The sequence below is a fragment of the Providencia sp. JGM181 genome (genome assembly GCF_018257375.1).
In the GTDB taxonomy this organism is placed as follows: domain Bacteria; phylum Pseudomonadota; class Gammaproteobacteria; order Enterobacterales; family Enterobacteriaceae; genus Providencia; species Providencia lanzhouensis.
Window position 1 is genome coordinate 1 of sequence record NZ_JAERJY010000059.1, and the last position, 19,963, is coordinate 19,963.

A 19,963-nucleotide genomic window follows, 5' to 3' on the forward strand; every position below is an offset into this window, starting at 1 on the left:
CGTATATTCTTAGTTCCATTTAATGGGAAATATTCTCTTCAATATTTCCCATTGAAAAATGAGCCATTAACGTCCTAAGTCACTATTAACGCCCTAGGTAACCGTCCCAATCTTTCCAAACAGGTTGTAGCCCGGCTTGTACTAAGGCATGGGCGACTTGTGCAGCACTGCGGTTATCGTGGGGCGAGAACTGCTCTAACTCGGTTTTCGAATCCGCATAGCCTCCTGGTTGGGTTTTAGAGCCAGCACTGACGCTGTTAATCGCCAGTGGTACCACATGATCCCGAAAATAAGGGGATTCTCGGGTGGACAGCGACAATTCCACAGTCGGGGCAAGCAAGCGAAATGCACAGATTAACTGAACCAGCTCCGCATCCCCCATCAGCGAGGCGGGTTCTATTCCCCCCGCGCAAGGGCGCAAGCGTGGAAATGAAATAGAATAGCGGCTCTGCCAATAGTGTTGCTGCATATACAGCAGATGCTCCGCCACCATATAACAATCCGTTCGCCAGCTACTGGAAAGCCCGATTAATGCCCCCAATCCAATTTTATCAACACCGGCTTGACCAAGGCGTTCCGGTGTTGCTAATCGCCAATGAAAATCCTGTTTTTTGCCTTTTAAATGATGAAGTTGATAAGTTGGCTCATGGTAGGTTTCTTGGTATACCATCACGCCATCTAGCCCTAAAGTTTTTAGCTCGCGATACTCTTCGGTTGATAAGGGCTGAACCTCCATCATAAGAGAACTGAAGTAGGAACGAATTACAGGGATATGACGGCGAAAATAGTCCATTCCAACTTTGGTTTGATGTTCGCCCGTGACTAATAACAAACTGTCAAAACCAATCTGGCGGATGGTTTCACATTCACGGACAATCTCAGCGTCATCGAGGGTTTTGCGCTTAATGCGGTTGCTCATCGAAAATCCGCAATAAGTACAATCATTGGCACATAAGTTGGAAAGGTACAGAGGAACATAAAACCCGACAGTATGGCCAAAACGTTGACGCGTTAGGCGCTGCGCCTTTTGTGCCATCGGCTCGATGTAATGCCGCGCCGCAGGGGAAAGCAACGCCATAAAATCATCGAGAGTCAATGTATCACTCTGCAACGCTTGCTCTACATCCGAGGCGGTTTTGCTATTGATCTGTAATGTGAGGTTGTCCCAATCTAACTGTTCCCAACGCTCCCGAAAGCTTTCAATCATTGCAGTGCCTCCAAAAATTGAGTCAGAGGGCTAGATGCCTCCGCTCTCTGTTTGGGTGCCGCAAGTCCACTTTGACGAGCGAGTTGTGCAGCTTCGACCGCCATTTTAAAGGCTTGTGCCATTAATATGGGCTGTTTAGCCACGGCAATGGCGGTATTGACTAGCACCGCATCGGCGCCCATCTCAATAGCTTCGGCGGCATGGCTAGGTGCGCCAATTCCTGCATCCACCACTACTGGTACATTAGCCTGTTCGATGATGATTTGCAGCATCTCCTTAGTCACTAAGCCTTTATTGGTACCAATCGGTGCACCCAGAGGCATCACGGCAGCGCAGCCCACTTCTTCCAGTCGCTTACATAGCACGGGATCCGCGCTGCAATAAGGCAACACCACAAATCCTTCTTTAACCAGTTGCTCTGCTGCGAGTAACGTTTCGATAGGGTCTGGCAATAAGTAACGGACATCGGGATGGATTTCGAGTTTTACCCAATGAGTACCGAGGGCTTCACGAGCGAGACGCGCAGCAAAAATCGCTTCTTGGGCATTCTTGGCGCCGGAAGTATTGGGAAGCAATTTAACTCCCAACTCTTGAAGTGGCTGTAAAATACCATCATCTTGCCCACGTAAATTAACGCGTTTCATCGCCATGGTCACCAGCTGGCTGCCCGATGCTTGGATGGCTTGCTGCATTAATGTTGGATTGGCAAATTTGCCTGTTCCGGTAAATAAACGTGACTGAAAAGTGACATCAGCAATTTTTAACATCATTAACCCCCTGCGATAGCTTGAAACAGCAGAATGTTGTCTTGTTCATTCAAAAAATGACTTTCCCACTGGCTTTTGGGAATGATTACCTGATTGATAGCCAGTGCTGAGCCGGATGTACTTTGCCCGAGTTGCGTTAATAGCTGGTGGACGGTAATGGGCGGTTCAACCTCCATCGGCTGGTCATTGATTATGATATGCATGTGGCTTCTCGGCAGACGGGGCACTGTTTTGATCGGGTCAGCTGCAAGGTATTCCACTGTTGCTGCTTTCCATCAAACAGGCGTAGTTTTCCACTTAACGGGGACGGTAATCCCACCAGCAATTTGATGGCTTCCAATGCTTGTAACGTCCCAATCACACCCACGACTGGGCCGAGTACTCCCGCCGTACGGCAGTTACGCTGCGGCTCTTCTTGGTCGGGATACAAACAGGCGTAGCAGCCCGATTGAAACGGTGGCTCCAAAACCATCAATTGCCCGCCAAAGCCCACAGCGCTACCGCTGACGAGCGGGGTATTGCTAATGACGCATGCGGCATTGACCGCATGGCGAGTGGCCATGTTGTCACAGCAATCCAGCACCAAATCCACCTGTTCCACTAAGGGAAGTAAGCTGTCCGCATCAAGCTTTTGTTGGAAAATGCGCGTCTTAGTATGGGGATTAAGCTGCTTTAAACGCGCTGCGGCCAGCTGCGCTTTCGACTGGTTAATATCCTGCGTGTCATACAGCACTTGGCGCTGCAAGTTAGACACATGCAGGTCATCATGATCCGCTATCCATAATTCACCGACACCCGCCCCCGCGAGATACAAACTTGCAGGGGAGCCTAGTCCACCTAAACCGACAATCAGTACCTTGCTTTGTTTGAGTTTTTGTTGCCCTTCAGGGCTGACATCCTCAAGCAGCAATTGGCGGCTATAACGCATAAACTCGAGATCATTGAGCATGGTCGTTTTCCTTTAAGCGAGAGGTTGGTTCAACCAGATCCAGCAATGTTCGCGTTGCACTTTGCCAGTCATCGGCTTGGGTGATGGCACTGACAACCGCTACACTGCCAACGCCAGTAGCGAGCACGGCAGGCACGCGCTCAATGGATATCCCGCCTATTGCCACTGTCGGATAGTCTGGCGTCTCCTCAACCATCTGTTTTAACGCTTCTAAACCTTGCGGCGAGGAAGGCATCTGCTTGGTTTGGGTTGGAAAGATATGCCCCAGTGCGATATAAGACGGACGCACGGTTTTGGCAATCTCGACTTCATCAGGATCGTGGGTGGAGATCCCCAGCCGTAGCCCCGCTTGGTGAATCGCTACTAGATCGGTAGTTTCCAGATCTTCTTGCCCTAAGTGTACGCCATAGGCTCCCAGCTCTATGGCTAAACGCCAATAGTCATTAATAAATAATCGGGCATTATGCTGCTTACCAAGGGCTATTGCTTGCTGGATCTGTTCACGGACTTGGTGGTCTTGCTTGTCTTTGATGCGCAATTGCAAAGTGGAAACACCTGCATTTAGCAGGCGTTCAATCCATTCAACAGAATCCACAACCGGGTACAGACCGAGGCAGTGCTCAGTCGGTGGAAATGGACTATTTGGGAGATTAAGCGTTTTGTTCATCACTCACGACCTCAGTAATCTCAGCCCCATGATAGAGTTCGCTACCGTGAGCGCGGAAAGCTTCCGACATCTGCTCCATGCCTGCCTCTTTTTGTGCAGCATAGTCACGAACTTCTTGGGAAATCTTCATGGAGCAGAATTTTGGTCCACACATAGAGCAGAAGTGGGCGATTTTCCCTGACGCTTGCGGCAAGGTTTCATCGTGATATTTACGCGCGGTTTCAGGGTCTAGGGCGAGGTTAAACTGGTCTTCCCAACGGAACTCAAAACGCGCTTTGGACATGGCATTATCACGAATTTGCGCACCCGGATGACCTTTCGCGAGATCAGCGGCGTGGGCAGCAATCTTGTAGGTAATCAGCCCCTGTTTGACGTCTTCTTTGTTCGGTAAACCAAGGTGCTCTTTTGGCGTCACGTAGCACAGCATCGCACAACCAAACCAGCCGATCATTGCTGCGCCAATACCGGAAGTGAAGTGGTCATAGCCTGGTGCGATATCGGTGGTTAGGGGGCCTAACGTATAGAATGGGGCTTCGTGGCAGTGCTCTAGCTCTTCGGTCATATTGCGGCGGATCATCTGCATCGGCACATGTCCCGGTCCTTCAATCATCACCTGCACATCGTATTCCCATGCAATTTTGGTGAGCTCGCCTAAGGTATGCAGCTCTGAGAATTGGGCTTCATCGTTGGCATCTTGCACAGAACCCGGACGTAACCCATCACCAAGAGACAGGGAAACATCATAAGCGGCACAAATTTCGCAAATTTCACGGAAATGCTCATACAGGAAGTTTTCTTGATGGTGGGATAAACACCATTTCGCCATGATAGAGCCTCCACGGGAGACTATGCCGGTCAGGCGCTTCGCCGTCATTGGTACATAGCGCAGTAAAACGCCAGCATGGATAGTGAAGTAATCTACCCCTTGCTCGGCTTGCTCTAGCAGGGTATCGCGGAACATTTCCCACGTGAGGTTTTCAGCAACGCCGTTCACTTTTTCGAGCGCTTGGTAGATAGGCACGGTACCAATTGGCACTGGGCTATTACGTAAAATCCATTCGCGGGTTTCGTGAATATAGCGACCTGTGGATAAATCCATCACCGTATCTGCACCCCAGCGAGTAGACCAAATCAGTTTTTCCACCTCTTCTTCGATGGATGAAGTCACGGAGGAGTTACCGATATTGGCATTCACTTTCACTAAGAAATTGCGCCCGATAATCATCGGCTCAGATTCTGGATGGTTAATATTGGCAGGGATGATAGCGCGACCTGCCGCCACTTCTTGGCGTACAAATTCCGGCGTAATATTTTCTGGCAAAATAGCACCAAAGCTTTGCCCCGGATGTTGCTGCCTTAACACTTCACTGCGAATGCGTTCACGACCCATATTTTCACGGATGGCGATAAATTCCATTTCAGGAGTCACAATGCCTTGGCGAGCATAGTGCAACTGAGTGACGCATTTGCCTGTTTGCGCTTTCAGTGGTGCAGGGCGGTGATTAAAACGCAGGTGGTCTAAGCCCGCATCGGCTAAGCGCTGCTGGGTAAAGTCGGAGCTGAGATTTTCGACAGCAACAGTATCCGCGCGTTCACTGATCCACGGCGCACGGATTTTTTTCAATCCCTTGTGAACATTGAGTTCAGAGGCCGGGTCGCCGTAAGGACCTGAGGTGTCATAAACAGGGACGGCCTCGTTATCTTCAAATTTGGGATTATCTTTGTCTCCGCCGATAAGCGTTGGGGAGAGCTGGATTTCGCGCATGGGAACTTGGATGTCGTCTCGCGAGCCTTGCAGGTAGATACGTTCAGAGTTAGGGAATGAAACACCGGAAATGGTATTGATAAAGTCTTCTGCGGCGTCACGTTGCTCTTTTCGAGTGCGTGCTGGTGCAGCTTTAGGGGAAATATCGGTACTCGGTATAACTGAATTATTAGCATTATTGGACATAGCAATTTCCTGACATCGTCACAGGCTATACGGCGTAAAGCGCCAATAGCGGGTTTATCGAAAGAAAGTTGCTTGTCTGGAGTTCGGAGGAGTAATGGTAAGGCGTTGCAACGAAAGATCCACCAAGGGTGGGGAAGATCGTGCGAGAAGATTACTCTTGTTCCCTTCGCGGGTATTAACCCGATCAGGTTCCGCGGATCCCGAATTAACGGTCTCAGCCTGATGTTTGCACATGCTAGGCACTCCGACAAGATTGTTCAGTATAAAGTTTCCCCGTCATTCTTCAAGCGATAAGTGCGTTGGCTTCTCTCGGCTACCCTAGTCACATACTTGTGTATGCTCCTAGGGATATCCTCGCTTGCCGCCTTCTTCTCACTCGAATAATTTAGGGGAAATCAGTGTATTGGGTAAAAATCCAAAACCTAGAAATTAAAAGTTAAAACTAGGTTGAGGATTAGTTTGCCGCCTTTCTCTAGCACGAATAATGTAGAGGAACCTTTGAAAGGCAGTTAGTTAAAAACCTAAAAAACAAAAACCTAGAAATTAAGCGTTAAAAGTTAAAACTAGGTTGGTTAAATAGGGTTTTACAAACTCCACGAATATTGCGGCCAGTGGTTTTCAGTGGCGGCTTGGAGAAGGCGCGAGTCGCCGTTGACGATAAATGTCTCATCGGCAAAATGGCACATAGGTAGGTCATTGGCGGAATCGGTGTAGAAATAAATATACGCATCGGTGATTGGCTGGTGGGCGATCCATTGAGTTAAACGCTTAACTTTACCCTCTTTAAAGGTTGGGATACCGTCAACTTCGGTGGTGTAGCAGCCATTTGAACGCTTAATATTAATGCCCATCGTGACATCGGCACCAAGGCGATCCGCAATCTTCTTCACGATAAAAGTAACCGTTGCGGAGATCACAATGATCGGGATCCCTTGCGATCGATATGAGGCAACGGTGCTTAATGCGTTAGGATAAATGCGCGGAATGATAATGGTATCGACAAAATCATCTAACCACTCATCGACTTGCTCTGTCTTGATGCCAGCAAGGGTCTGCAAACTAAACTTTAAGTAAGTCACCATATCCAAATTGCCCGCGTTGTATTGCGCCATCATCTCTTTATCGGCTTCGACAAAACGTGGGTCGGTAATGATTTTCTTATCCCACAAATATTGCGTCCAAAGTACGCTGCTATCGCCACGGATCAGGGTGTCATCGAGATCAAAAATCGCTAATTTGGTTTGTGTAGACGGGTTTTGCATGGGGTTCCTTTCGTTGACTAGCTCGTCGTTGATTAACTTAAAGCTCGAATTTCATTTTTATTAAACATTAACTCAAGGCGTGTGCCCGGCTCAAATAAACGCTCAGATGAGCGATTGAGCAAGTCTACGGTCATATCCCCCGCAGGCGTGTTCACGCTATAGCGAATAATATTCCCTAAAAGCTGGTGGTCAAGGATCACGGCATCCACTGGGGCGGAAATATGGTTGCCATATTGGCGTCCCACTTCGCGAACATAAATGGACTCAGGGCGAATGGCGAGGGTACCTTGTAAATTGACGCCCAGCATCCCATTGGCTTTTTCAGCGTCCACCAAATTGTAATGCCCCATAAATCGAGCCACAAATTCAGTGGCAGGCTGAGTATAGATATTTTCCGCGGTATCGCTTTGGATAATCGAGCCTTTGTTCATTAAGAAGATGCGGTCAGACATAATCATCGCTTCGTCTTGGTCGTGGGTGACGAAAATGGTGGTGAGCTTCAGCTCTCGCTGGATTTCACGAATTTGCTGGCGTAAGTGCTTACGAATACGTGCATCAAGGGCGGATAATGGTTCATCGAGGAGTAAAATTTGCGGCTTCATCACCAATGCACGGGCGAGGGCGACACGTTGGCGCTGACCACCCGAAAGCTGGTGCGGATATTGGTTCTCTTTTCCTTGTAATTCCACCATATCAATGACTTCTGCCACGGCTTTATCGCGCTCAGTGGCGGGCATCTTGCGCATTTTCAACCCAAACGCGATGTTTTCAGCCACGGTCATATTTGGGAATAGAGCGTAGCTTTGAAACACCATGCCCACGCCGCGCTGTTGAGCTGGCTGCTGAGTGATATTCTGGCGGTTGATATACAGCTCCCCGCTGTCGGGCTGTTCAAGCCCCGCGATACAACGTAGTAACGTGGATTTTCCGCAGCCACTTGGCCCCAATAGCGTAATAAATTCCCCTTGTTCAATCGTAAACTGGATATCAGAGAATACTTGGTTCTGACCAAAGGATTTAGTTAGGTTTTCCGCAATAACGTAGCTCATCGTTCATCTCCCACACGATTCAAGCGCGTTGCTAGCCAAGTCAGCAGCAACGTAAATAGGAAGTAAGACATCACTAGCGCAGAGGTAAAGTGTCCGCTAGTTTGGCGCATATTAAACAGATAGATCTGCAAGGTTTCGAAACGGGTTCCCACTAAGATATTGGCGAATACGAACTCCCCCATTAAGAATGAGAAGGAAATCAGTAAAGAAACCAATAACCCTTTACGGATATTTGGCAGCACTATCATTAAAAAGGCTTTAAAGGTGCTGGCACCGAGTAAGTGAGCGGCGTCCATTAAGTCATGCAGATTGATTCCTTGAAAGCTATTCGCCAGTGCGCGGTACATAAATGGCAATGTAATGGTGAAGTAGGTGCCAATTAAGATCCACGGGGTACCGACCAACATAAATGGCTCATCTGCAAAGATTTGCAGTAAACCGACTGAAGAGACCACGGGTGGGATCGCAAAAGGGAGAATAATCAGTAAATCCATCAACCCTTTGAGCTTTGGAAAGCGGTAAAAAACGGCAAATGTCATTGGCAAAATGACCAGTACGCTGATCAGCAATGTATCAAAGCAGATCAAAAGAGATCGTCCAAATGCCATCAAAAAGCGCGGATCTTGCCACAATTGCAGATACCATTTAATGGATAGGGCATCAGGCATAATCGTCGCCCCCCATGAACTGGAAATGGAGTAAATAAAGGTGGCAATAATAGGCAGCGCAAGAATGGCGGCAACGGTACCAAGAACCATTTTATGAAACAGTAAACTCGGTGCTTTTGGGCTACGAATATTAGGATTTAGCATGGTAGCTCCGCTTTAATAACCAGTGGTGAATGGCGGTGATAAACCCAAGGATCGCAATCAGAACAACGGATAGCGCGGCTGCCATATTTGGCTCTAAGAACAGGTCGCCAGAGACAAGGCTGGCAATGCGGATAGTCACTAGGTTGTAGTTACCACTGGTGAGTGCGTAAGTACTGGCATAAGCGCCAACGGCATTGGCAACCAAGATAATAAATGTGCCTAATAGTGCAGGAGAAATGACCGGAATACCCACTTTCAGCCAATAGGTTAACTTGCTGGCTCCCATAGTTTTTGCGGCATCTTCCCACTCAGGTTTGAGTGCATCGAATGCAGGGTAAAGCAGTAAAATACCGAGTGGGATTTGGAAGTAGATATACAGCAGCATCAAGCCGCTGGCGCTGTAGATATTAAAATCATCAATCCATCCCCACGCTTTAAGTTGCAGGGTAATGGCTCCGTTAAAACCTAAGATAATAATAAACGCGAAGGCTAACGGTACGCCGCTGAAGTTGCTCGCCATGGTGGTAAACGAAATCATGAAATTGCGCACTTTGCCTTGCATCTTATAGATAGAAAATGCCGTTACGCAGGCGATAAGCAAACCAACAACGCTACAAATCAGCGATAGCCATAGGGTATTTTGGAATGCTTGTAGGTAGAAATCATTGGAGAAAATTTCAACGTAATTTTCAAAAGACCAGGCTTCTTCGTAGACAAAACTGTTGAAAAGTACCCAAATCATCGGGGCGATTTGAAATAGGCAAAACAGCACAATAAATGGCACGATTAACAGTGCGGCGCGCCAGTGAAAACGCACATTGGGCTTGTTAAACATGGTTAAGCCTCCCTCTTGTTGACGGGACTGGTCGTTGGCAGGGATATCCGCCATTAGCGACCTCCTGCCAGTAAATCATCACAGACAGTTTTGTTTGAGAATGGCACACCCAGTAGTTGGCAAACGGTGCCACAAATCGCTGTTTGTTCCATCGGAACGTCTGGGCGATGAGAGAATGCGCTGCCAATAGTCAACAGCGGAACCGTACACTCTTCCGGCAAAATACCACCGTGGCTGCGGTCGTTATTCATCCCGTGGTCGCTGGTGATGATAATTTGGTAGCCTTGCTCTATCCACATCGGTAAGTAATGGGATAAATAAATGTCTGCTTTGCGCGCCGCATTGCGATATTGGGACGAATCAAATCCAAACTTATGCCCTGCATCATCGATATTCATTGGATGAATCAGCAAAAAATCGGGGTCGTGCTGAGCGCGTAGATATTCCGCATCCATAAACAGGTGGTCATCAGGGTAGTGGTCTGCTTGGTAGAAGCAACCATGCTGAATCGGCAACTGCTTATCATGGGTAAATCGGTCACGATTCGCCTCAAATGGCGCGCGATTATACAGCTCACTGACCCAATAATAGGCTGCTGCCGCTGTCGTTTTTCCGGCTTGGTGAGCCAATGAAAAGATGCTATCGAAGTGAGAAAGTCGCACAACATCGTTGTTGACGATGCCACTTTGAACCGGAGGAATGCCCGTCAAAATGCATTCGTACAGCGGGCGAGACATGGATGGGAGCTCACACTCCATTTTATAAAGTGTTGCTCTATCGGCTTTGATAAGACCATTGAGATAGCCCATACATTGATGGGCTACTGAATAACTTAAACCGTCGAGAACAACAAGTATGACTTTTTTAGACATCAGACTGTTGATTCCTAATTGCGATTATTGCTGGTGAATTAATACTTGCTGCTGCCACATTTTCGGTAAGTTGCGTGATGACTTTTCCCAGCCTTCAGCATCTTTAATCGGGTGAACATTTTTGTATTGTTCATCTGGCAGTAATTTGGCTTGGATATCCGCAGGCAGTGTCAGGTATTGAGCACGAATTGGGCGCGCATAACCTTCTGCAAGATTGATTTGTCCTTTATCACTGAAGATAAACTCGCGGGCTAATTTCGCGGCATTTGGGTTTTTAGCAAATTTATTGATGATGGTGGTATAACCGGAGATAACGCTGCCATCGGATGGGATCACCACGATAAAGCGGTCGCGGTTGATTTGGTCACGGTAGTTCAGTGCGTTGAAGTCCCATAAAATACCCACTTCCACTTCGCCTTTTTCGATGTTGGCAACGGTTGGGTCATTGACGGATAAACGCTTCTGTTTCGCTAATTCGCCAAAGAATTCAATGGCAGGCTTCAGGTTATTTTCATCACCACCACGGGCAAAAGCGGCAGCCAGTACGGCGTTGTTGGCTTGTGCGGCAATACCTACATCCCCAACGGTGACTTTGTATTTTCCTTTCAGTAAATCATCCCAGCTTTTTGGTGCGTCTTTGACTAAGTCTTTATTGATCATAAACGCGATAGTACCGGTGTAAGCTAATGCCCAGTGGCCATCTTTATCTTTTGCCCAATCAGGCACTTGTGACCAAGTGGTCGGTTTGTACGGCTGAGTGACCCCTTTTTGTACTGCAACCGGACCAAATGACGCGCCGACATCACCGATATCTGCGGTGGCGTTATTTTTCTCAGCAGCAAATTTTGCAATTTCCTGTGCAGAGCTCATGTCCGTATCTTGATGTTTTAAACCGTATTCTGTCGATAAATCCTGCCATGTGCCTTTCCAGTTTGCCCATGTATCAGGCATTCCGACGCTATAAACTTGGCCTTCTTTTTTTGCAGCTTCGATAAGTTGGGTTAAATCGCTGTCAGCCGCAAATGCCATTTGAGAAGCGCTGAGTGACAGTAAAATTGCAGGTACGATAGCTTTCATCTTGTTTCTCTCTATAAGAGTCGCCGTATTGGTTAGTTGGCATGCTAATTATTCGAGATGACAATGAATTGACAGTTGTGTGACACTTTTTAGATGCTGTGACTTTTAAATGTCTAAAAAGTGTCAAAATAATGAAAGGGTAGTGACGAATCAAACGGTTGTATGACAATCTATAAAACAAGCGTATCTTTAATCGCAACTCAGCGTGCTGACATAGAGAAATAGAATGAATAAACACACATTAGCAGGAACGGAAAGTGGCTGGTGGTTTGTCTGCTTTGCGGGGCGACTGTGGTTGCCCCAAGGAGATGTGCCTAGAGGCGCTGCACAGCAGTTCGGATTAACAGGAAAACTTGCGACGCCGATTGGTGAGTGGCAGGGGGAAATTGTTTGGCTGATCGCTGAAAAAATGCCGTCAGATATGGCTTCCCCTCGTGTAGTGGCTTCTCAAGATGAAGGGCTATTTCGCCTAGCCGGACGGGGTGTTCAACTCGCGGAGTTTTATCGCTCTCACCGTTACTGTGGATATTGCGGAACGGCGATGCGCCACAGTTCAACGGAATGGGCATGTCTGTGCGACCACTGCCATGAACGTTATTATCCACAAATTGCCCCTTGTATTATTGTCGGTATTCGCCGCGATGATCATATTTTGCTGGCACAACATCGTCGCCATTCACAAAATCCGCTGTTCACGGTGTTAGCAGGGTTTGTGGAAGTGGGGGAAACCTTAGAAGAGGCGGTGGCTCGCGAAGTGATGGAAGAGAGCCATATAAAAGTGCGCAATATTCGTTATGTCTCTTCACAGCCTTGGCCATTCCCACACTCGCTGATGATGGGCTTTTTAGCTGATTATGATAGTGGGGACATTCAAGTGGATCCTAAAGAGTTAGTGAGCGCTAATTGGTATCACTATAATGATCTGCCGCTGATCCCGCCGGGAGATACGATTGCTCGGCGATTAATTGAAGATAGCGTGGTGTTATGTCGTCAATTTGATGAAGATAACCACTAATTGCGCTGGCGCTGATATTGTTTCCCTTTGCTGGTATAATATGGCGCCTTAGCCATTTGCGGCGGCCACAATAATAATGGAGTAAATAATGACTGAGTTGAAAAATGACCGCTATCTACGTGCGTTGCTACGCCAGCCTGTAGATGTGACCCCAGTATGGATGATGCGTCAAGCAGGGCGTTACCTACCAGAATATAAGGCAACTCGTGCAGAAGCTGGTGATTTTATTGCTTTGTGCAAAAATACTGAGTTAGCGTGCGAAGTCACGTTACAGCCACTTCGTCGTTTTCCATTAGACGCCGCAATTTTATTCTCTGATATTCTGACCATCCCCGATGCAATGGGACTTGGGCTTTATTTTGAAACTGGCGAAGGCCCACGTTTTGAAAAGCCAATCAAGAACGCAGCCGATGTTAAAAATATCCCAATTCCCGATCCAGAGATGGAACTGGGCTACGTGATGGACGCAGTTCGTGCCATCCGTAAAGCCTTAAATGGTGATGTACCACTGATTGGTTTCTCGGGTAGCCCGTGGACATTAGCGACCTATATGGTTGAAGGTGGTAGCAGCAAAGCGTTCACTAAAATCAAAAAAATGATGTATGAAGATCCAAATACGCTGCATTTACTGCTGGATAAGCTGGCAGATAGCGTGATTTTGTATCTGAATGCTCAAGTGCGTGCTGGCGCTCAATCCCTGATGATTTTCGATACGTGGGGCGGCGTGCTGACTAAGCGCGATTATCTGGAATTCTCCTTGCGCTACATGCACAAAATTGTCGATGGTTTAATCCGCGAAAATGACGGTCGTCGTGTGCCTGTGACCCTGTTTACCAAAGGTGGCGGTCAGTGGTTAGAAGAGATGGCGGCAACAGGCTGTGATGCGCTAGGTTTGGATTGGACGACCGAAATTGCAGATGCTCGTCGTCGTGTTGGTGATAAAGTTGCGCTGCAAGGCAATATGGATCCTTCAATGTTATATGCGCCGCCTGCGCGTATTGAACAAGAAGTGCAGCATATTTTAGCGGGCTTTGGTCAAGGTGAAGGGCATGTCTTCAATTTAGGTCATGGTATTCATCAAGATGTGGCGCCTGAACATGCTGGTGCGTTTGTGGACGCGGTTCACCGTTTCTCTCGTCAATATCATCAGTAGCCGCCAAGGCATAATCGAGGTAGAACTTGGTGTTTTATCTCGATTTGAACCTCTCAATGTGTGGTGTATTTACAGGATCTTGTAAGTACATCATTATCATCTATGATTAATCCTTATTAATAATGGTTCCGTGATGGCAATTGATACTCAGCAGTTGCGACAACAGCAGGTAGAGCTAGCTCAACAAGTCATTCTGAATGATGAGTTTATCTCGCCACGTTTTATTGGTGGTGCGGATGTCGGTTTTGAGCAAGATGGCACCGTGACCCGTGCGGTGATTGTGGTGCTTTCATGGCCTGAGCTGCAATTGGTGGAGTATCAAATAGCACGGATCCCAACTCAGTTACCCTATATTCCCGGGTTGCTCTCGTTTCGTGAAGTCCCAGGGTTAATGGCTGCGTGGGAAAAAATCCAACAAAAGCCTGACTTAGTGCTGGTGGATGGTCAAGGTATTGCTCATCCGCGGCGTTTTGGGGTGGCTTGCCATTTCGGATTGTTGGCCGATGTCGCAACGATAGGGGTAGCAAAAAGCCGTTTATGTGGTGATGTTGTCGAACTCAATGCTGAACCTGAAAGTGTCGAAATGTTGAAAGTGGCTCAAGAGCAATTAGGATGGGTTTATCGTAGTAAGAAACGCTGCAATCCTTTATATCTTTCTCCGGGTCACAAAGTCAGTTTTATTTCCTCGCTAGAGTGGGTAAAACGGTGTATTCAGGGGTATAGATTGCCAGAACCGACCCGTTTTGCTGATGGAATCGCTTCGAATCGCACATTTTTTAAGCGAATGAATGAGAAAATTGGCTAATTATCAGCAAAATATGTGGCATTGGCAGATTTTCAGGTAAACTGCGAAGTATTGAGATTGATGAGTCAGAAATTATGTTAAGAAATCCTATTCATTTGAGGTTAGAGAAACTAGAAAGCTGGCAGCATATGACCTTCATGGCATCCCTGTGCGAGAGAATGTATCCTAATTATCAAATGTTTTGCCAGCAAACTGAATTTGCTGATGCGAAGGTTTATCGTGCCATCCTTGATTTAGTTTGGGAAACCTTGGTTATCAAAGATAGCAAAGTCAATTTCGACAATCAGTTAGAGAAGCTAGAAGAAATTATTCCAGTCGCCGATGACTTCGATATGTACGGTGTTTATCCCGCTATCGACGCTTGTATTGCTTTAGGTGAACTCATTCATGCAAAACTGAGTGGTGAAACCCTTGAGCACGCAATCTTAGTCAGTGAAGCATCGATTCGTACTGTTGCTATGCTTGAAATGACCCAAGCAGGGCGTGAAATGACCGATGAAGAGCTAAAAGTGGTGCCTGCTGTGGAAGAAGAGTGGGACATTCAATGGGACATTTTCCGCTTATTAGCCGCTTGCGAAGAACGAGACTTAGAGTTAATTAAAGGATTAAAATCTGACCTCCGCGAAGCGGGTGTCAGCAATATCGGCATTACTGTCGCGTAAATTTTGCACTTTTAAGTGCGAAAACGTGACTTAAAGCAGTAATGCTGTGTACTAAGACTTCACATTTACCCCTACTCTGTTCTACATTTAGGGGCGAGAAGAAGTGGCTATCGGGGGCGTGTATCAGGGGCTGTCTATCTGGCATATCCGACGCACTCGATGCTTTGCAAACGATAAACACACTGTGTAAGGATAATTTATGAACAAGACTGAATTAGTTGATGCTATCGCAGAATCAGCAGATCTGACTAAAACTCAAGCTAAAGCAGCTTTAGAAGCAACTCTGAGCGCAATTTCAGATTCTCTGAAAAGCGGCGAAGCAGTACAACTGGTCGGTTTCGGTACTTTTAAAGTTAGCCACCGTGCAGCTCGTACCGGTCGTAACCCACAAACTAAAGCAGAAATCCAAATTCCTGCAACAACTGTACCAGCATTCTCTGCCGGTAAAGCACTGAAAGACGCTGTAAAATAAGTACATTGTCTACGAGAATTATCAGAGGGGGTATGAAGTTACCCCTTTTGTTTATTCGCCAAAGGTTGCTGGTGTTGGGAGCAGTCTCAATACTAAGCGCCTGTTCTTCTAATTCGCCTCGACTCCCTGAGTTTAGTGCCAGCGGATTTATTGCCGATGAAGGCGTAATCCGAATGTGGAGACTGAATGATGCGAAGAGTCAGCCGTTGGTCTTAATGGTGGTGTATAGCCCCTATAAAAGAACCGACACCTCCGTCAATTTCTTCGAATATCGTGATGGTAAATTGTGGCAGATCCGCAGCCAAGTCCTCAATCAAGGTAATAACAACATCACTGAACAACTGCGCTTTAGTAAAGATAATGAAATTGTGTTTATGCAGCGCGCGCAAAATAATATCAAAACCCCGCTTTCCTCTGATGAAATTAACCGCTGGCGTTTTGAAGCTGACCGTATTCTGAATATCAATACCGCGTTGATAGTGGGTGGCGTAGAGCTACATCAAGGGTATTGGAAGCAAGGTAAAATCACCACTTGTGATGGTGAAAAGCGCGATGTTACTTTCGAACCGTATGCACAGAAATGGCTAGATGATAGAGCCAAAGTCTGGACGAAAGAGCTGAATTTGGCGTGGTTGGAGTCACCAGAGGGGACTCAGCTTTTGATGGTGGCGGATACTAATTTTTGCAGTTGGCAACCTTCTAAAGATTCGCTCTAATCTCACCGCTCGTCGTCTTTCAAATCCTAGCGTTGTTGGCTTCGGTGACTTAACCCAGTCACATAGTTATCTATGCTCCTGGGCATAAGTAACCTCGCCGCCTAGCTATGCTTCGAAATACTTAGAGCCATTGGCGGTGTGAAGGTCAAAAACTCAAAAGCAAAAAGCTGATAAAAGTTTCCTCTTATCAGCTTTGGGATTATTTGTTTCTATTACTTAATGCGGGCGATAGCGCGGTAGCCGATATCGTTGCGATAGAAACTGTCAGACCAATTGATGGTTTTGGCAACTTCGTACGCTTTAGCTTGAGCTTTTGCGATGTCGTTACCTAATGCAGTGACACACAGAACGCGTCCACCGGCGGTGACAACTTCGCCTGCTTGGTTGAGCTTGGTACCTGCGTGGAACACTTTGCTATCAGCTGCTTCTGACGTTGGTAGACCCGAAATCACATCACCATTGCGATAATCACCTGGATATCCACCCGCCGCAATTACGATACCGAGCGCTGGACGTTCATCCCACAGGGAATCTTTACCTGCGAGTTCGCCTTTAGCGCCCGCTAAACACAGAGCGACCAAATCAGATTGTAAGCGCATCATAATTGGCTGAGTTTCTGGATCGCCAAAGCGACAGTTAAATTCGATGACTTTTGGGTTACCCGCTTTATCAATCATCAAACCTGCATATAAGAAACCTTGATAGCGGTTCCCTTCTTGATCCATTCCTTTAACGGTTGGATAAATGACTTGCTCCATGACACGTTGATGAACCGTATCTGTCACCACTGGCGCAGGTGAATATGCACCCATACCGCCAGTGTTTAACCCAGTATCACCATCGCCAACACGTTTATGATCTTGGCTAGTTGCCATCGGAATGACATTCTCACCATCCACCATGACGATGAAACTCGCTTCTTCGCCATCAAGGAACTCTTCGATAACGATACGATGACCGGCATCACCGAATGCATTGCCAGCCAGCATATCATGGACGGCATCTTTGGCTTCTTGCAGCGTCATTGCCACAATCACGCCTTTACCAGCAGCCAAACCATCAGCCTTGATAACGATAGGTGCGCCAACTTTATCTAAATAAGCCAAAGCAGGCTCAATTTCAGTAAAGTTTTCATAAGCTGCGGTCGGAATCTTGTGACGCGCTAAGAAATCTTTGGTGAACGCTTTCGAGCCTTCTAACTGCGCAGCACCTTGAGTTGGTCCAAAAATGGTTAAACCAGCTTGTTTGAATGCATCGACCACACCGATAACTAATGGTGCTTCTGGACCTACGATGGTTAGACCGATTTGTTTGTCTTTGGCAAATTGCAGTAAGCCATCAATGTCAGTTGCTGAGATATCGACATTTTCCAGTGCAGGTTCCAGTGCAGTACCCGCGTTACCTGGCGCAACATACACTTTATCTGCTAATGGAGATTGTGCGGCTTTCCATGCTAAAGCGTGCTCGCGACCGCCACCACCAATAATCAGTATATTCATAGAAACCCCTAGCAATTAGTGACGGAAGTGACGCATGTTAGTAAAGATCATTGCGATGCCATGTTCATTGGCAGCGGCAATCACTTCATCATCACGAATAGATCCACCTGGTTGAATAACGCAAGTAACGCCTACAGAGGCAGCGGCATCGATACCATCGCGGAACGGGAAGAATGCATCGGATGCCATTGCACAACCAGCAACTTCTAAACCTTCATCAGCAGCTTTGATCCCTGCAATCTTAGCAGAGTACACGCGGCTCATTTGTCCTGCACCAATACCGATGGTCATGTCGTTCTTCGAATAAACAATCGCATTTGATTTCACGAATTTCGCCACTTTCCAGCAGAACAGCGCATCTTTTAACTCACGTTCCGTAGGTTGGCGTGTGGTTACGACGCGTAAATCTTCCGCTTCGACCATACCTAAGTCACGATCTTGAACCAGTAAACCGCCATTCACGCGTTTAAAATCTAAACCTGCAACAGGTTTGCTCCACTCACCACATACCAGAACACGCACGTTTTGCTTGGTAGATAAAGAAGGTAAGGCATCTTCAGCAATAGAAGGGGCAATAATCACTTCAACAAATTGACGTTCAATGATGGCTTCTGCGGTGGCTTTATCTAATTGGCGGTTAAAAGCAATGATGCCACCGAATGCTGAGGTTGGGTCAGTCTTGAATGCTTTATCATAAGCGGCATGGATATTGTCACCAATGGCAACACCGCAAGGGTTAGCATGCTTAACAATAACACAAGCTGGCTCATCAAAGGATTTTACACATTCCAGAGCTGCATCGGTGTCTGCGATATTATTATAAGAAAGCGCTTTACCTTGAATTTGGTTCGCAGTGGCAATCGACGCTTCTTTTGGATTTTCTTCTATATAGAAAGCCGCGTCTTGATGGCTGTTTTCGCCATAGCGCATATCTTGCTTCTTAATGAAGTTTAAATTCAGGGTACGAGGGAAACGACCTGATGGTTGAGTGGTATCACCATGATATGGCGCAACCAGCTCACCAAAGTAGTTAGCAATCATACTGTCATAAGCGGCAGTGTGCTCAAATGCTTTAATAGCTAAGTCAAAGCGTGTTGACCAATTCAGCGAATTTTCGTGGTTATCCATCTCTTCGATGATTTTGTCATAGTCATTACTGTTAACCACGATAGCCACGTCTTTATGGTTCTTCGCTGCGGAGCGAACCATGGTTGGACCGCCAATATCGATATTCTCAACGGCGTCTTCTAATGTGCAATTTGGTTTTGCGACGGTTTGAGCAAATGGATAAAGGTTCACAACCACCATATCAATAGGTGTAATGTCATGCTGCTGCATGATGGCATCATCTTTACCGCGACGACCTAAGATCCCACCGTGAACTTTCGGGTGCAGAGTCTTAACGCGACCATCCATCATTTCAGGAAAACCTGTGTAATCTGAAACTTCAGTGACCTTAAGGCCTTGCTCTGCTAGTAATTTAGCGGTTCCACCGGTAGAAAGCAGTTCAACACCACGGTGAGAAAGCGCCTTAGCGAATTCAACAACCCCTGTTTTATCAGACACACTAAGCAGGGCACGGCGAATAGGACGAAGCTGTTGCATGAGATAGATCCCTTGGATTTGGATAAAGAAGCAATATCTATATATAAGTCACTAACAATTTCAGAGCATCAAAATAAAATCAATGCCGAATTTTCGCGCTAATTGTAGCGCAAACGTTTGCGTAATGCGCGAACTATTTTCACTATTTTTTCAGTTTGTGGATAAATCTGTGTGTAAGTGGGTATAAATAGGGGTTTTGCTGTGGAATGCAGCAGTTGAACTAAAAACCGTAAAAAATCTTAAAAAAAGGGTTGCAGGATTTCTGCGACTCCCTATAATGCGCATCCACTGACCGGGAACAAGCCAACGCAAAGCGCGATGGACACTGAAACGGCAGCGAGAGAATCTGAAAAGATTAAGTAAAAAAATACTTGACTCTCAATGAGGAAAGCGTAATATACGCCACCTCGCGACAACGACCTAAGTTGATAAAAACTGAGTCGAATTTCTAAAGAAATGTCGCACCGCTCTTTAACAATTTATCAGACAATCTGTGTGGGCACTCACAGGACACTATCAAAAAAATATTTGATTTTAAGTCTTGAAGAGTGACTAACACGTTAATTCATATATATGAACTAATAGGTA

20 protein-coding genes and 1 riboswitch are annotated in these 19,963 nt (G+C 46.7%); of the genes, 6 read left to right on the plus strand and 14 right to left on the minus strand.

The window, feature by feature from the left end:
* Window positions 1-85 precede the first annotated feature (85 nt).
* The 12 genes from thiH to JK188_RS09565 all read right to left on the minus strand — a co-directional run bounded on the left by thiH (window position 86) and on the right by JK188_RS09565 (window position 11,448).
* The gene (thiH, locus tag JK188_RS09510; protein ID WP_036953614.1) at window positions 86-1,207 is read right to left on the minus strand and encodes a 2-iminoacetate synthase ThiH; all 1,122 of its coding nucleotides are present in this window, start codon (window positions 1,205-1,207) and stop codon (window positions 86-88) included.
* Window positions 1,204-1,974 (minus strand): thiazole synthase, encoded by a 771-nt coding sequence (locus JK188_RS09515; protein ID WP_036953610.1) that lies wholly within the window; start codon window positions 1,972-1,974, stop codon window positions 1,204-1,206. The genes thiH and JK188_RS09515 overlap by 4 nt, the downstream gene beginning before the upstream one ends.
* A 2-nt stretch (window positions 1,975-1,976) precedes the next feature.
* Window positions 1,977-2,177: a sulfur carrier protein ThiS gene (gene thiS, locus JK188_RS09520; RefSeq protein ID WP_108479688.1), complete on the minus strand. Its 201-nt coding sequence runs from the start codon at window positions 2,175-2,177 to the stop codon at window positions 1,977-1,979.
* Window positions 2,165-2,923: a HesA/MoeB/ThiF family protein gene (locus JK188_RS09525; RefSeq protein WP_211887999.1), complete on the minus strand. Its 759-nt coding sequence runs from the start codon at window positions 2,921-2,923 to the stop codon at window positions 2,165-2,167. Before JK188_RS09525 ends, thiS begins: the two co-directional genes overlap by 13 nt.
* The gene (gene thiE / locus JK188_RS09530; RefSeq protein ID WP_211887998.1) at window positions 2,913-3,590 is read right to left on the minus strand and encodes a thiamine phosphate synthase; all 678 of its coding nucleotides are present in this window, start codon (window positions 3,588-3,590) and stop codon (window positions 2,913-2,915) included. Before thiE ends, JK188_RS09525 begins: the two co-directional genes overlap by 11 nt.
* The gene (gene thiC / locus JK188_RS09535) at window positions 3,574-5,541 is read right to left on the minus strand and encodes a phosphomethylpyrimidine synthase ThiC (protein WP_211887997.1); all 1,968 of its coding nucleotides are present in this window, start codon (window positions 5,539-5,541) and stop codon (window positions 3,574-3,576) included. Before thiC ends, thiE begins: the two co-directional genes overlap by 17 nt.
* A gap of 144 nt (window positions 5,542-5,685) precedes the next feature.
* Window positions 5,686-5,798, minus strand: a riboswitch (TPP riboswitch).
* A 327-nt stretch (window positions 5,799-6,125) separates the two neighbouring features.
* A complete protein-coding gene (locus JK188_RS09540; RefSeq protein ID WP_211887996.1) occupies window positions 6,126-6,803 on the minus strand; it encodes an HAD family hydrolase in 678 nt (225 codons plus the stop codon).
* Between the two features lie 32 nt (window positions 6,804-6,835).
* Complete coding sequence (locus JK188_RS09545; protein WP_154626071.1) at window positions 6,836-7,852, minus strand: ABC transporter ATP-binding protein; 1,017 nt, start codon at window positions 7,850-7,852, stop codon at window positions 6,836-6,838.
* Window positions 7,849-8,664, minus strand: coding sequence for an ABC transporter permease (locus JK188_RS09550; protein ID WP_211887995.1), 816 nt, complete (start codon window positions 8,662-8,664; stop codon window positions 7,849-7,851). The genes JK188_RS09545 and JK188_RS09550 overlap by 4 nt, the downstream gene beginning before the upstream one ends.
* A complete protein-coding gene (locus tag JK188_RS09555; protein ID WP_132497219.1) occupies window positions 8,651-9,553 on the minus strand; it encodes an ABC transporter permease in 903 nt (300 codons plus the stop codon). The genes JK188_RS09550 and JK188_RS09555 overlap by 14 nt, the downstream gene beginning before the upstream one ends.
* Window positions 9,553-10,371: an alkaline phosphatase family protein gene (locus tag JK188_RS09560; protein WP_211887994.1), complete on the minus strand. Its 819-nt coding sequence runs from the start codon at window positions 10,369-10,371 to the stop codon at window positions 9,553-9,555. The genes JK188_RS09555 and JK188_RS09560 overlap by 1 nt, the downstream gene beginning before the upstream one ends.
* 24 nt (window positions 10,372-10,395) lie before the next feature.
* A complete protein-coding gene (locus JK188_RS09565) occupies window positions 10,396-11,448 on the minus strand; it encodes an ABC transporter substrate-binding protein (protein ID WP_154626077.1) in 1,053 nt (350 codons plus the stop codon).
* Between the two features lie 226 nt (window positions 11,449-11,674).
* On the opposite strand from JK188_RS09565, the gene nudC reads away from it, so the two are divergent.
* From nudC to JK188_RS09595, 6 genes are all read left to right on the plus strand, one after another.
* Complete coding sequence (gene nudC / locus JK188_RS09570; RefSeq protein WP_211887993.1) at window positions 11,675-12,463, plus strand: NAD(+) diphosphatase; 789 nt, start codon at window positions 11,675-11,677, stop codon at window positions 12,461-12,463.
* An 88-nt stretch (window positions 12,464-12,551) separates the two neighbouring features.
* Window positions 12,552-13,616 (plus strand): uroporphyrinogen decarboxylase, encoded by a 1,065-nt coding sequence (gene hemE, locus JK188_RS09575; RefSeq protein ID WP_108479697.1) that lies wholly within the window; start codon window positions 12,552-12,554, stop codon window positions 13,614-13,616.
* A 133-nt stretch (window positions 13,617-13,749) separates the two neighbouring features.
* On the plus strand, window positions 13,750-14,421 hold the full coding sequence (gene nfi / locus JK188_RS09580) for a deoxyribonuclease V (RefSeq protein WP_211887992.1): 672 nt from the start codon (window positions 13,750-13,752) through the stop codon (window positions 14,419-14,421).
* A gap of 74 nt (window positions 14,422-14,495) precedes the next feature.
* Window positions 14,496-15,083: a YjaG family protein gene (locus tag JK188_RS09585; protein ID WP_036953566.1), complete on the plus strand. Its 588-nt coding sequence runs from the start codon at window positions 14,496-14,498 to the stop codon at window positions 15,081-15,083.
* A 199-nt stretch (window positions 15,084-15,282) separates the two neighbouring features.
* On the plus strand, window positions 15,283-15,555 hold the full coding sequence (locus JK188_RS09590) for an HU family DNA-binding protein (protein WP_006657071.1): 273 nt from the start codon (window positions 15,283-15,285) through the stop codon (window positions 15,553-15,555).
* Between the two features lie 32 nt (window positions 15,556-15,587).
* Window positions 15,588-16,271, plus strand: a complete 684-nt coding sequence (locus tag JK188_RS09595; protein ID WP_211887991.1) for a DUF1481 domain-containing protein — start codon at window positions 15,588-15,590, stop codon at window positions 16,269-16,271.
* Window positions 16,272-16,483: 212 nt separating this feature from the next.
* On the opposite strand, the gene purD is transcribed toward JK188_RS09595, so the two are convergent.
* Both purD and purH read right to left on the minus strand, forming a co-directional pair.
* Complete coding sequence (gene purD / locus JK188_RS09600; RefSeq protein ID WP_211887990.1) at window positions 16,484-17,770, minus strand: phosphoribosylamine--glycine ligase; 1,287 nt, start codon at window positions 17,768-17,770, stop codon at window positions 16,484-16,486.
* A gap of 15 nt (window positions 17,771-17,785) precedes the next feature.
* Window positions 17,786-19,375, minus strand: coding sequence for a bifunctional phosphoribosylaminoimidazolecarboxamide formyltransferase/IMP cyclohydrolase (gene purH, locus JK188_RS09605; protein ID WP_211887989.1), 1,590 nt, complete (start codon window positions 19,373-19,375; stop codon window positions 17,786-17,788).
* Window positions 19,376-19,963 lie beyond the last annotated feature (588 nt).

Excerpts from the sequence above, each read along its gene's own strand:
- JK188_RS09545 (WP_154626071.1), bottom strand. The coding sequence starts at position 7,852 with ATGAGCTACGTTATTGCGGAAAACCTAACTAAATCCTTTGGTCAGAAC.
- thiH (WP_036953614.1), bottom strand. The coding sequence starts at position 1,207 with ATGATTGAAAGCTTTCGGGAGCGTTGGGAACAGTTAGATTGGGACAAC.
- JK188_RS09525 (WP_211887999.1), bottom strand. The coding sequence starts at position 2,923 with ATGCTCAATGATCTCGAGTTTATGCGTTATAGCCGCCAATTGCTGCTT.
- JK188_RS09540 (WP_211887996.1), bottom strand. The coding sequence starts at position 6,803 with ATGCAAAACCCGTCTACACAAACCAAATTAGCGATTTTTGATCTCGAT.
- thiS (WP_108479688.1), bottom strand. The coding sequence starts at position 2,177 with ATGCATATCATAATCAATGACCAGCCGATGGAGGTTGAACCGCCCATT.
- nudC (WP_211887993.1), top strand. The coding sequence starts at position 11,675 with ATGAATAAACACACATTAGCAGGAACGGAAAGTGGCTGGTGGTTTGTC.
- JK188_RS09515 (WP_036953610.1), bottom strand. The coding sequence starts at position 1,974 with ATGTTAAAAATTGCTGATGTCACTTTTCAGTCACGTTTATTTACCGGA.
- JK188_RS09555 (WP_132497219.1), bottom strand. The coding sequence starts at position 9,553 with ATGGCGGATATCCCTGCCAACGACCAGTCCCGTCAACAAGAGGGAGGC.
- purH (WP_211887989.1), bottom strand. The coding sequence starts at position 19,375 with ATGCAACAGCTTCGTCCTATTCGCCGTGCCCTGCTTAGTGTGTCTGAT.
- nfi (WP_211887992.1), top strand. The coding sequence starts at position 13,750 with ATGGCAATTGATACTCAGCAGTTGCGACAACAGCAGGTAGAGCTAGCT.
- JK188_RS09590 (WP_006657071.1), top strand. The coding sequence starts at position 15,283 with ATGAACAAGACTGAATTAGTTGATGCTATCGCAGAATCAGCAGATCTG.
- purD (WP_211887990.1), bottom strand. The coding sequence starts at position 17,770 with ATGAATATACTGATTATTGGTGGTGGCGGTCGCGAGCACGCTTTAGCA.
- JK188_RS09565 (WP_154626077.1), bottom strand. The coding sequence starts at position 11,448 with ATGAAAGCTATCGTACCTGCAATTTTACTGTCACTCAGCGCTTCTCAA.
- JK188_RS09560 (WP_211887994.1), bottom strand. The coding sequence starts at position 10,371 with ATGTCTAAAAAAGTCATACTTGTTGTTCTCGACGGTTTAAGTTATTCA.
- JK188_RS09550 (WP_211887995.1), bottom strand. The coding sequence starts at position 8,664 with ATGCTAAATCCTAATATTCGTAGCCCAAAAGCACCGAGTTTACTGTTT.
- hemE (WP_108479697.1), top strand. The coding sequence starts at position 12,552 with ATGACTGAGTTGAAAAATGACCGCTATCTACGTGCGTTGCTACGCCAG.
- JK188_RS09585 (WP_036953566.1), top strand. The coding sequence starts at position 14,496 with ATGTTAAGAAATCCTATTCATTTGAGGTTAGAGAAACTAGAAAGCTGG.
- thiC (WP_211887997.1), bottom strand. The coding sequence starts at position 5,541 with ATGTCCAATAATGCTAATAATTCAGTTATACCGAGTACCGATATTTCC.
- JK188_RS09595 (WP_211887991.1), top strand. The coding sequence starts at position 15,588 with ATGAAGTTACCCCTTTTGTTTATTCGCCAAAGGTTGCTGGTGTTGGGA.
- thiE (WP_211887998.1), bottom strand. The coding sequence starts at position 3,590 with ATGAACAAAACGCTTAATCTCCCAAATAGTCCATTTCCACCGACTGAG.